Origin of the sequence: Stenotrophomonas sp. 2YAF26 (assembly GCF_052114625.1) — a bacterium.
GTDB classification, from domain to species: Bacteria; Pseudomonadota; Gammaproteobacteria; order Xanthomonadales; family Xanthomonadaceae; genus Stenotrophomonas; species Stenotrophomonas indicatrix.
In genome coordinates this window covers 1-12,197 of sequence record NZ_JBFRFC010000019.1, presented here as the reverse complement: position 1 = coordinate 12,197, position 12,197 = coordinate 1, and the positions used below count along the sequence as shown (strand labels likewise).

The 12,197-nt window shown below is 65.0% G+C and carries 7 protein-coding genes; 1 reads left to right on the top strand and 6 read right to left on the bottom strand.

Annotated elements, in window-relative coordinates:
- Positions 1-49 precede the first annotated feature (49 nt).
- The gene (locus AB4Y98_RS17575; protein WP_442244801.1) at positions 50-1,303 is read left to right on the top strand and encodes a zinc-dependent metalloprotease; all 1,254 of its coding nucleotides are present in this window, start codon (positions 50-52) and stop codon (positions 1,301-1,303) included.
- Between the two features lie 87 nt (positions 1,304-1,390).
- Here AB4Y98_RS17575 and lpxH read toward each other — a convergent pair whose 3' ends face one another.
- The 6 genes from lpxH to ppx all read right to left on the bottom strand — a co-directional run bounded on the left by lpxH (position 1,391) and on the right by ppx (position 12,055).
- A complete protein-coding gene (gene lpxH / locus AB4Y98_RS17570; protein WP_394195934.1) occupies positions 1,391-2,137 on the bottom strand; it encodes a UDP-2,3-diacylglucosamine diphosphatase in 747 nt (248 codons plus the stop codon).
- Between the two features lie 59 nt (positions 2,138-2,196).
- Positions 2,197-2,736: a phosphatase PAP2 family protein gene (locus tag AB4Y98_RS17565; protein ID WP_180163719.1), complete on the bottom strand. Its 540-nt coding sequence runs from the start codon at positions 2,734-2,736 to the stop codon at positions 2,197-2,199.
- The gene (locus AB4Y98_RS17560; protein ID WP_442244800.1) at positions 2,717-3,862 is read right to left on the bottom strand and encodes a glycosyltransferase family 4 protein; all 1,146 of its coding nucleotides are present in this window, start codon (positions 3,860-3,862) and stop codon (positions 2,717-2,719) included. Before AB4Y98_RS17560 ends, AB4Y98_RS17565 begins: the two co-directional genes overlap by 20 nt.
- A gap of 166 nt (positions 3,863-4,028) precedes the next feature.
- Positions 4,029-6,953: a TonB-dependent receptor domain-containing protein gene (locus AB4Y98_RS17555; RefSeq protein ID WP_312785684.1), complete on the bottom strand. Its 2,925-nt coding sequence runs from the start codon at positions 6,951-6,953 to the stop codon at positions 4,029-4,031.
- Between the two features lie 330 nt (positions 6,954-7,283).
- Complete coding sequence (locus AB4Y98_RS17550; RefSeq protein ID WP_312785685.1) at positions 7,284-10,211, bottom strand: TonB-dependent receptor domain-containing protein; 2,928 nt, start codon at positions 10,209-10,211, stop codon at positions 7,284-7,286.
- A 317-nt stretch (positions 10,212-10,528) separates the two neighbouring features.
- On the bottom strand, positions 10,529-12,055 hold the full coding sequence (ppx, locus tag AB4Y98_RS17545; RefSeq protein ID WP_025878116.1) for an exopolyphosphatase: 1,527 nt from the start codon (positions 12,053-12,055) through the stop codon (positions 10,529-10,531).
- Between the last annotated feature and the right edge of the window lie 142 nt (positions 12,056-12,197).

Below are 12,197 nucleotides of genomic sequence, written 5' to 3'. Positions count from 1 at the left end.
CGGGTCGTGCTGCATCAACGCTGTCCACTTCACTTCAAGGAGCGACAAGATGATGTCCAGATCGATAGGTAAAGCGACAGGTGGTCTGTTGTTGGGATTGTCGGTAGCGGCGGCCGCCCATGCGGCGCCGCTGTTCGAGCCGGTCACCGTGCTCAGCCGTGCATCGGCCACCAGCGAGCCGGCATTGGGGCGATTGCTGGCCACCCCGTCCACCGCCGCCGTACAGGAAGTGCGTGTCGATGCTGCCGCCACCGCGCAGCCGCAGCTGGAATTCGAGCTGCTCGGGCAGAAGGTGCAGGCCGTACGCAGCAAGGTCGAGGCGCTGCCCGATGGTGGCAGCATCTGGTATGGCCAGTTGCGCGCGCCGTCCGATCGCCTGCAGGCGGCCACGTCCAATGGCCAGGACGATCCGGGCAATTCGCTGATCCTGGTGCGCTCGGGCAATACCCTCACCGGCTCGATCCGCAAGGACGGAAAACTCTATCGTCTGCGTCCGCTGGGCAATCGCCACGTGCTGGTCGAGGTGGATGAATCGCGGATGCCGGCCGATCATCCGGCCGACTACAACCAGTTGCCGAAGATCGCCATGCCTGCCAATGATCGCCTCGGCACTGCGCAGGCCTCCTCAGGCAGCCCGGCGACCATCCGCGTGCTGGTGGTGGCAACCAATGCTGCAGTGACCGCCTACGGTGGCAACATGCAGTCGCTGGTGCAGTTGGCGGTTGCCGAATCCAACCAGGGTTACACCAACAGCAACGTAGGCCTCACCCTGCAGCTGGCCGGTTATGAAACCACCAACTACACCGAGTCCGGCAATTTCACCACCGACCTGTCGCGCTTCCGTGGCACCAGCGACGGCTACATGGACAGCATCCACACCAGCCGCAACAACACCGCCGCCGACGTCGGCGTACTGCTGATCAACAACACCAGTTACTGCGGACTGGCGTCGGGCATCGGTTCCACCGCATCGACCGCGTTTGCTGCGGTGTACTGGGATTGCGCCACCGGCTACTACTCGTTCGCCCATKAAATCGGCCACCTGCAGAGCGCACGGCACGACATCGCCAGTGATCCGAGCACGTCGCCGTATGCCTATGGCCATGGCTATCGTTATGAGCCGGCCAGCGGATCGCGCTGGCGCACGATCATGGCCTATGACTGCTCGGCCGGCTGCCCGCGGCTGAACTACTGGTCCAATCCGAACATCAGCTACAACGGCGTGCCGATGGGCATCGCCAGCAGTGCCGACAACCAGCGCGTGCTGGTCAATACAAAGGCCACCATCGCGGCCTTCCGCTGAGTCCAGGCGCCGACCAGGGTCGGCGTCTACCAGGGCGCGTGCACCTGCTCTGGTAGATGCCAACCTTGGTTGGCATCCTGCGATCCATCATGCGCGGCTGAGCGCATCCAGGGTCCAGCCGTTGGCATCCACGCGCAGCACCGAACCCTGTTCGTACCAGTCCCCCAGCACGATGCGGGTGCAGCTGCGTCCGCCGGCCTGCAGGGTGTGGATCGCCGGGCGATGGGTGTGGCCATGGATCATCGTGTCCACGCCGTGGCGCACGTAAGTGGCTTCCACTTCGGCCGGGGCTACGTCGGTGACGGTTTCGAACTGTGCACGATCGCCCTGCTTCATTTCCGACTGGCGCGCCTGGCTGGCATCACGCGCCTTCTGCGCGAAGGCGATACGCGCTTCCAGCGGCTGCGACAGGAACTGCGCCTGGAAGACCGGGTCGCGGGTCTGGGCGCGGAACTGCTGGTAGGGGATGTCATCGGTGCACAGCAGGTCACCGTGCTGCAGCAGCACCGGGCGACCATACAACTCGATCATGCATGGGTCCGGCAGGATGCGCAGGCCTGCGCGGCGGGCATAGTCTTCGCCCAGCAGGAAGTCACGGTTGCCGCGGATGAAGAAGACCGGCACGCCGCTGTCGGACAGTACCTTCAGCGCCTCGGCCACCGCGTCGGCTGCGGCCGAGGGGGTGTCATCGCCGATCCAGGCTTCGAACAGATCGCCGAGGATGTACAGCGCATCGGCGCCAGGCGCTTCCTCGCGCAGGAAGCGCAGGAACAGGTCGGTGATGGCCGGACGGCTGGGGTCCAGGTGCAGATCGGAGATGAACAGCGTGGTCATGACGATATTCTAGGGCATCGCTCCGCCGGCAGCGCAGGACTCTGCCCGGCCGCAGGGCCTCACACCGGCAGCGGCAACCAGGCCAGGCTCGCCGAGGCCAGCAGCGCAGCGATGCCGGTGGCAGCCAGAACGTCGCTCGGATAGTGCAGGCCCAGTACTACGCGCGACAGGCCCACGCCGAAGGTGAATGGCACCAGCAGCGGTGCCAGCCAAGGGTAGTAGGCCAGCGCGACGATGGTGAACGACACCGCATGCAGGGTATGCCCGGACGGGAAACTGAACTCATCCAGCGGCGCCACCCAGGCACGGATACGCAGGTCGGCCGCGTACGGCCGTGGCCGCCGGGTCCAGCGTTTCAGGCCCTTGTACAGCAGCAGCGCGGCCAGGCCGGTGGCGGCCATGTGCACTGATGCGCGCAGGCCGTCGAAGCCATCGATGAGCACCAGCGCGCCCATCAACATGTACCAGAACACGCCATCGCCGAGTCGGCTGATGATCGAGAAGACGCGCCGCACGCGACGACGTCGGCAGTAGTGGTTGGCGCGGCGGCACAACCGGGCTTCGCGGCCGGCCAGCAGTTCAAGCGGCGTGGTGCGCATGTCCGCTCCTCCGCGCGCTGGCCAGTTCCGCCAGCAGGTTTTCGAACTCCGCCACCACCTGCTGCGGGTGCAGCCGCTTCATCGCCCGTGCCGCGTTGCCACCCAACTCGCGGCGCTGGGCATCATCGGCAGCCAGTTGAACCGCTGCCTGCACGAACTGCTCGTCGTCATCCACTGCAGCACCGTTCTCGCCGTTGCGCAGGTACTCGCGAGCCGCGCCGTAGTCGAAAGCGACCGTGGCCAGACCGCTTGCCATGCTTTCCAGGGTCACGTTGCCGAAGGTCTCGCTGCGGCTGGGGAACAGGAACAGGTCGCCACTGGCGAAATGGCGGGCCAGGGCATCGCCACGCTGGATGCCACAGAAGATGAAATCGGGATTCTCATGCGCCAGCTTCTCGCGCGCCGGACCATCACCGACCCAGATGAAACGCGCTTTCGGGCGCACCTGCTGCAGCTTGCGGAAAGCCTTCACCGCCAGGCCGAGGTTCTTTTCGGCGGCGATGCGGCCAACGTAGATCGCCGCCAGGCCCGTGCCATCGATACCCCATTCCTCGCGCAGCGCCGGGTCGCGGCGCGAGGGGTCGAACTGCTGGCTGTCGACCGCGCGAGCGAGCAGGCGCACACGCTCGAAGCCCTGCTCGGTCAGGAACTCCTGCAGTTCGCGGGTCGGCACCAAGGTCGCATCGGCCTGGTTGTGGAAGCGGCGCATCCAGCGCATTGCCGCCGACTGCAGCCACGCCACGCCATAGTCGGGCAGGTATTCGTCGAAGCGGGTGTGGAATCCGGTAGCCACCGGAATGCCGAGGCGGCGTGCGGTTCGCAGCGCTGACCAGCCCAGTGGGCCCTCGGTCGCCACGTAGATCGCATCCGGGCGCTGCTGCCGCCAGTGCCTGCCAAGCCGGATCGGTGCCGGCAGACCGAAGCGCAGGCCGGGATAGCGTGGCAAGGCCGCGCCCGGTACCAGCAGGGTCCCCGGTGCCGCCTCCAGCGCTTCGCTGGCCTGTCGTGGACGGATCAGGTCGACCTCATGGCCGGCGGCGCGCAATCCCTGCTCCAGGCCCTGCACGGTCAGTGCGACGCCGTTGATCTCCGGCGGGTAGGTTTCGGTGACGATGGCATAGCGCATGGCGGGCCTCCGGTTTTACGCATGCTCGGGCCTGGCGATGTAGCCGACATGACCGCTTTGCGACAACGCGATGACGGTCGAGCAAGACGGTGCCTGCCCAGTTCAGGAGCACAAACAAACCACGGCCCCGAAGGGCCGTGGTCGTGGTGTTGCGCCAGCGCGTGGATCAGAAGCGCTGCTGGTACTTCATGTAGACGAAGCGACCGATGTCGAAGCCACCGTAGTAGGAGAAGTTGGAACTGGGCTGGCTGTACAGGATCGGGCCCTGGCGGGCGAACACATTGTTGGCGCCGATCGAAACGGTGGCACTCCACGGCAGGTTGTAACGCGCCTGTACGTCATGGAACGTGACCGAACCGCGTCGGTTGTAGTCGCGGCTGCCGCTGTACCAGGGCGCGCGCTGGTCCGGGTGGGAACATTCATCCGGATGGTCCCTTGCGTCCAGGCAGCGTTCCTTGACTGCGGAGAAGTAGCGCAGGCTCCAGCTGAGGCCGACGTTGCCCTGTTCCCACCCCAATGACGCGTTGGAGCGGACCCGGAAACCAATGCCTCCGTTGGTGGCGATGCCATTGCTGGGAATCGGCGGCACATCCGCCTCGTTGGTGGTCCGTTCCTCGGCGGCAACCACATAGGTGGTCTTCCAATCGGCGCGCAGCGTGCCCCAGCGGGTTTCGATCCGATGGCCGATTTCCAGGTCATAGCCTTCGGCCTGGCGGAAGCCGCTGTTGCGGTTGCCATAGTTGAGCTTGTCGACGATGCCCAGTTCCGGGTCACGGGTGAAACCGTCGCAACGTTCGGCGATGCCCAACTCGTAGCAGTCGCGAAGGATGTTGTTGGGGTGGTCTGCGACGATGGTGTTGTCGATGCGGATCTTCCACCAGTCCAGCGCGATGTTCAGCCCTTCGGCGAACATCGGGCTCCAGACCAGGCCCAGTGTGCGGCTGGTCGAGGTCTCCGGCTCCAGGTCGGGGTTGGAGCCGTTGGTGAAGGCCCGCGGCGTCTGCCCGCTGCTGCCGGTGATCGGCTCGTTGCCCTGGCCGAGCTGGCGGTAGCTGTCAGCGTTGGCGATGTCGGCGGCGCAGCGTGCACGCACCTCCGGGCTGCTGGCCGCAGCACCGTAGACGGTGTCGCAGGGATCACGGAAGCCGGTGGTGAAGGTCTCAGAACCACCGCCATACAGATTGGAGATGGTCGGCGCGCGGAACCCTTGGGCCCAGGTGCCGCGGACCAGCAGCTGGTCGATCGGCTTCCAGGTGAAGCCGAACTTGCTGTTGAGGGTGCCGCCGAAGGTGGTGTAGTCCGAGTATCGGGTAGCGGCGCTCAGGCTCAGCTCACGCGCACCGGCCAGGTCGCGAAGCACCGGCACGCTCAGCTCCAGGTAGGCCTCGTCTACACGGTAGCCACCGCCGGTGGGGCCTGCAGCCAGGTTGGTGGTGGCACCGGTCTGTGCCAGCGCATCGGGGATGAAGCGGCCATCCTCGCGGCGGCTCTCCGCACCCACCGCGAAGCCCAGTTCGCCGGCCGGCAGCGTGGCGAGACTGCCGCTGAGGCTGGCGAACAGGTTGCGGGTTGTGGTGCGGCCGCGGCTGAGTTCCTCGGGGAACAACCAGTCCTGCAGTTCCGGGTTGCCGGTCAGGCCATAGGGATCATCCTGGCCATAGGGCACCAGCGGGTTCCAGGGCCTGCACCCGCTGATCGGCGCCTCCGGTGTACCGCACTCGACCTTGCCGGTTGCCGGATTGTAGAAGGACGGCCCGGTGGCATCGGCGACGCGTTGCTTGTGCAGGTTGCCGGTGGCGCGTTGGATCAGTTCGCTGCGGTTGTACTGGTAGCCGGCTTCCCAGTCGAAATCGCGACCGCCGAAGGCGAAGCTGCCCTCGAACGCCGCCACGCCCTGCCAGGAGGTCAGTTCGCTGGTACTGACCCGCGGAATCTCCCAGGTACGGCGGTTCCAGTCCACGTCGCTGGGCGTTTCGTAGCCGTGATGGCTGCCGAACGGGTTGAACCAGCTGTCGACGGACATCGGCGTGATGCCGGCTGCGCCGGACTGGAACGGGTAGCCGGCCACCTGACGCTTCGTGGTGCGTTGGTTGTAGGCCAGTTGGGTGTTGAAGCGGACCTGGTCGTTCAGATCCACGCGGGCGTCAACGAAGATCGAGTCGCGCTTGATCGGTGTCTGCAGGTGCATCTGTTCGTTGCTGTTGCTGACATCACCGGTGAACGGCGTGTTGTCGCTGAGATGGAAGCTGTCCGGACCTCCCGGCTGGCTGCCACGGTCGAGCGAATAGCTGCAGCCGCGGCTGTTGCTGCAGCCCGGACCGTTGAAGCCGGTAATGCGGCCCCACTGGCCGACCGTGGTCCAACCATCGTCCGGATGACGATCGGTATAGGTGTAGGCACTGAAGCCCCGGTCCTTCGCCCACACGCCCTTTTCTTCGACATGCTCGGCGGCGAGGCTGATCGAGGCGCGTTCATTCGACCAGCCTGCAACCACGTCGTACTGGGTGCGGGCGCCATCGCCTTCGCTGAACTGGCCATGGTAGACGCTGGCGGTCACGCCCTCGACGTTGCGGCGGGTGATGATGTTGACCACGCCGGCCATGGCGTCGGAACCGTAGATGGCCGATGCGCCATCCTTCAGAACTTCCATGCGCTCCACGGCAGCGGCAGGAATGCTGGAGATGTCCTGGTAACCACTGGTCGTCATGCCCAGGCGTTTGCCATTGATCAGCACCAGCGTGCGCTGTGCACCCAGGCCGCGCATGTCCACGTAACTGCCACCGGCGGTTTCGCCAGCACTTAGGGGGCTGGCACGGCTCAGTGCCGGGCTGCCGGTTGCGGTCAGGTTCTGCAGGATGTCGGCGACGGAATTGAAGCCTTGCCGCTCGATGTCAGCGCGGCTGATGGTCAGCACGGGCTGTGCGGTTTCCAGATCGACCTGGCGGATGCGCGAGCCAGTGATCTCGATGCGGTCCAGGGTGGTGGCTTCAACGGAATGCTGGGCGAATGCGGGGACGGCCAACGCAGTGGTGGCGGTCATCGCAAGCACTCGGCGGATCGCCAACCCAAGTTCGGGAATACGGATGGTCATGGGTCTCTCTCTCTTCCAATTCATCGGTGCGCGGCCAAGCAGGGCGGCGCCAGTTCCACCGCGGGCGGTGGACGTTCAAACCTAGTGAAGGCCCGCAGGGAGAAGTAGAGGAAAGCGACGAAAGCGCCCGGATCGGTGATGACGCTTTTGTACAAAGCGGAATCGAATCAATCGATTGCCAGGTCATTTTGTGTTCCGGCTGAAGGTATGCCCGGGATGGCGTGCTGGATTGGAAGCGTCAACAGCGATGTAGATGGCGACAACCTGCGCGGGCACAAAAAAACCACGGCCCCGAAGGGCCGTGGTCATGGTGTTACGCCAGCGCGTGGATCAGAAGCGCTGGGTGTACTTCATGTAGATGAAACGACCGATGTCATAGCCGCCGTAATACGAGAAGACCGAGCGCGGCTTGGTGTACATGACCGGGCCCTGCTTGTCGAACACGTTGTTGGCGCCGACTGAAACGGTGGCATCCCACGGCAGGTTGTAGCGGAACTGGACGTCGTGGAAAGTGACCGAACCACGTTCGTTGTAATTGCGCGTGCCCTTGTACCAGGGGGCGCCAACGTTCAGGTCCGAGCACTCATCGGCGTACTTGCCCGGGTTGACGCACTGTTCCTTGACGCTGGAATAGTAGCGCGCGGTCCAGCTGACGCCGAAGTTCTCCAGGTCCCAGCCCACGGTCAGGTTCGAACGCACGCGGAAGCCGATGCCGGTGTTGGTGGCGATGCCGTTGTTGACGGTCGGCACGATCGAGCTGTCGTTGGACGAGCGGAAGACGTCCTTGGCCACGTAGGTGGTCGACCAAGAGGTGCTCAGCTTGCCGTAGTCGGTATCCAGGCGGTACGTCAGGTCCATGTCGTAACCTTCCGTTTCCATGAAGCCGGCATTGCGGTTGCCGAACTTCAGGCCGGTGACGATGCCGGTGGTCGCGTTGCGGGTGAAGCGCGCGCAACGGTCGGCCAGGCCCTGCTCATAGCAGTCGATCAGGATCTGGTTCGGGCTGTCGTCGACGATGGTGTCGTCGATGCGGATCTTCCACCAGTCCAGCGAAACGTTGAAGTTGCTGATGAAGGTCGGGCTCCAGACCACGCCCAGGGTACGGCTGGTCGAGGTTTCCGGCTTCAGGTCCGGGTTCGAGCCGGAGGTGAATGGCGTCGGCGTGGCGGCGACGGAGCCTTCGGTCGGCTGGTTGCGGTTGTCCAGCTGGCGGAAGTTGGCAACGTCGGCGATGTCGCGTGCACAGCGGGCACGCACTTCGGCGCTGCTGCGGGCCGAGCCGTACTTGCTGTCACACGGGTCGGAGAAGTTGGCGAAGGTTTCCGAACCACCGCCGTACAGATCGGAAATGGTCGGAGCGCGGAAGCCCTGGGCCCAGGTACCACGCACCAGCAGCTGGTCGATCGGCTTCCACTTGAAGCCGAACTTGCTGTTGAGCGTATTGCCGAAGGTGTTGTAGTCCGAGAAGCGGGTCGCCGCGTTCAAGCTCAGCTCACGCGCACCCGGCAGGTCGGCCAGCACCGGCACGTTCAACTCCAGGTAGGCTTCCTTCACCTTGTACGAGCCACCGGTCGGGCCAGCGGCCAGGTTGGTGGTGGCACCGGTCTGCGCCAGCGGGTCCGGTACGAACTTGCCGGTTTCCTCGCGGTTCTCGACGCCGAAGGCGAAGCCCAGGTCGCCGGCCGGCAGGGTGAACAGGCTGCCGCTGATGGTGGCGAAGGCGTTCTTCGAGGTCGTGCGGCCGGTCGCGTTCTCCGGCGGGAACAGCCAGTCCTGCAGGGCTTGGTTGTTGGTCATGCCATACGGGCTTTCCACGCCATAAGGAACCAGCGGATTCCAAGGCATGCAGTTGGCGATCGGCGCACCCGGTGCACCGCACTCGACCTTGCCCGTTGCCGGGTTCAGGTAGGACTTGCCGGTAGCCTGTTCGACGCGACCCTTGTGCAGGTTGCCGAAGGTGCTCTGGCGCAGCTCGTTCTTGTTGTACTGGTAGCCCACTTCCCAATCGAAGTAGCGCTCACCGATGTCGAACGAACCGTCGAACGCGGCCACGGCGCGGTAGGTCTTCAGCTCGCTGGTGCTGGTGCGCGGCACCTCCCACAGGCGGCGGTTCCAGCTCACATCGGTAGGCTTGGCATAGCCATGCTGGTTGCCGAACGGGTTGAAGTAGCTGTCAACCGACATGCCCTTGATCTTGGCGGTGGCGGTGTCGAACGGATAGCCGGCAGTGACGCGGGTCGAGGAGCGCTTGTTGTAGCCCAGCTCGGCCTTGAAGCGGATGTTGTCGGTGATGTTGGCCGTGCCCGAGAAGTACAGCGAATCACGCTTGATCGGGTAGCTCAGGTGCATCTGTTCATTGGTGTTGCTGACGTCACCGGTGAACGCGGTCGGATCGGTGAAGTGGTAGTTCGCCGGGTTCGTCGGGTCACTGCCGCGGTTGAGCGCGTAGTCGCAACCGGCTGCCTTGGTGCAGCCCGGGCCGCCCTTCACGCCGTAGAACTGGCCCCACTGGCTGTTGGTGGTCCAGCCATCGGTCGGGTGGCGGTCGGTGTTGCCGTAACGGCTGAAGCCGCGGTCACGTGCCCACACGGCTTTTTCTTCCGAGTGTTCGGCGGCGAAGGTGGCCGAGAAGCGGTCATTGGACCAGCCGGCAACCACGTCGACGCGATCACGGGCGCCGTCGCCCTCGCTGTACTGGCCGTGGTAGACGTTGGCGGTGACGCCGTTGACGTTGGTGCGGGTGATGATGTTGATCACGCCGGCCATCGCGTCGGAACCGTAGATCGCCGAGGCGCCGTCCTTCAGCACTTCAATACGTTCGACCGCAGACACCGGCAGGGTCGACACGTCCTGGTAGCCCGAGGTGCTGATACCCATGCGCTTGCCGTTGACCAGCACCAGCGTGCGCTGGGTGCCCAGGTTGCGCATGTTCACGTAGGTACCACCAGCATCCTCACCGGCCGACAGCACGTTGGCGCGGCTGATGGTCGGGCTGCCCATCGCGGTCACGTTCTGCAGGATGTCCGACACCGAGCTGAATCCCTGGCGCTCGATGTCGGCGCGGGTCAGTGCCAGTACCGGCTGCGACGTTTCAACGTCCACCTGGCGGATACGGGAACCGGTGATCTCGATGCGGTCCAGGTTGGTCGGCGAGGCGGTGCTGCTGCTCTGGGCGAACGCCGGCAGCGCAGCCAGCGTCGCGGTGGTTGCCAGGGCGTAGCGGATGGCCTGCCCCAGTGCGGTGGTGCGTGAAGTCATGACGAGCTCTCTCTCTCGGGTCGTGCAAAGGACGCCAAAACGGGCGTCGAAGGAATCGGCAGGTCCAGGACCGAGCCGATGACCCGATAGTAGTCTCGTTGGTTAATGCTCTGTAAAGAGCGCGTGTCGCTTTGTGTCGTTACGCATCGCGCGTTTTCACCAAACGTGAACAAAAGCAGGGGTTTACGTCAGGACGAGGCGCACACCGTCCCCGCCAGCTGCTGCGGTGCAGCAGGAATCGGCGGTCGATTGCGCGAACTGTAACGAAATGTAATCGGGCGCCGACGGGTGATGCGTGGGCGCCCTCGGCGTCCTGATCAGACCACGAACGGACGGAACTGGATGCCCAGCCCGGCGATGCCTTCGGTCTCGCCGATCAGGTCGGCGCGCAGCAGCGGGCGCGCATCGATGAAGTCCTGCGGCACGATCAGCGACAGGCGGCTGTCGTCGGCAGTCAGTTCCAGCACCGGCAGCGGTGCGTCCTCATGCGCGCGGTTGAGCAGGACCGCCAGGCGCAGCAGGGCAGCCAGGCGCCGTGCGGTCAGCAGCAGGCGTTCGGGAATGGCATCGAAGGCGGTCTTGCTGATGCCGCGGCGGTGATTGCGCACCAGCGTCGCCAGCATCTGCTGTTCCTGCCGCGAGAAGCCGGCGATATCCGAGTTTTCCAGCACGTAGCTGCCATGCACGTGGTAACCGCTGTGGGCGATCATCAGCCCCAGCTCATGCAGGCGTGCGGCCCAGCCAAGCATGCGTGCGTCATCGGCATCCAGCTTCCAGCGCTCCTGCACCTGCTCCAGCAACGACAGCGCGGTGTCCTGCACGCGGCCGGCCTGCACCGTATCGATGCCATAGCGATGGGTGAGGGCGGCCACCGATTCATCGCGCGGGTCGTTGTCGCCGGCACGGCCGAGGATGTCATAGAGGATGCCCTCGCGCATCGCGGCCTTGCTGACCAGCAGCTTCTGCAGGCCCAGCGCCTGGAAGGCGGCCTCCAGCACCAGGATGCCGCCGGCGATGATCGGGCGGCGATCGCTGGACAGGCCAGGCAGCACGATGTCGTCGATCTTCTTGGCCTTCAGCAGCTCATCGCGGAGCTGCGGCAACGCCTCGGCGGTGATCGCACCCTTGCTCAGCTTCATCGTCGCGCAGATTTCGCTGATGGCCTTGTGGGTACCAGACGACCCCAGTGCTTCCTGCCAGCCCAGCGCGCGGTATTTGCTGGCGAAGGGCTGGAACTCCCGGCCAATCTCGGCCAGTGCGTCCTTCCAGCGCTTCTTGCTGAGTTTGCCGCCCGGGAAAAAGCGACGGGTGCTGGCGATGCAGCCGGCCTGCAGGCTCTCGCGCTCCAGGGTCTGCATGCCCTTGCCGATGATGAACTCGGTCGAGCCGCCACCGATGTCGATGACCAGTCGATGCTGATCGGGCTTGGGCGGTTGTGCATGGGCCACGCCCAGATAGATCAGGCGCGCCTCTTCGCGGCCACTGACCACTTCGATGGCGTGCCCGAGCGCGGTTTCGGCCGGCATCAGGAAGGCCTGCGGCGAACGCAGCTGGCGCACTGTATTGGTGGCCAGTGCACGCACGCGATGCGGCGGAACATTGCGGATGCGCTGGCCGAAGCGGGCAAGGCACTCCAGCGCGCGCTGTCGCGCTGCGGCGGAGAGTCCACCCTTGCCGTCCAGGCCGTCGGCCATGCGCACGGTTTCGCGCAGGCGGTCGATCACCCGCAGCTGGCCAAGCGTGTAACGCGCGATGACCATGTGGAAACTATTGGAGCCAAGGTCGATGGCGGCCAGCAGGTCGCCATCCTGCAATGCGGGCGGAGTCGTGGTGGTATGCGGCATGGGCGAATGTTAGCCGAAGGGGCGGTGAACTCGTCACCGTGTGGCCTTCACATTTTGTGGGGGGAGTGCGGCAGGGCTGCGCCCTGCACCCGCCGAATCGACGTCAACGTCAACGTCAAAAGCGGGGTATCCGTGGGAGGAG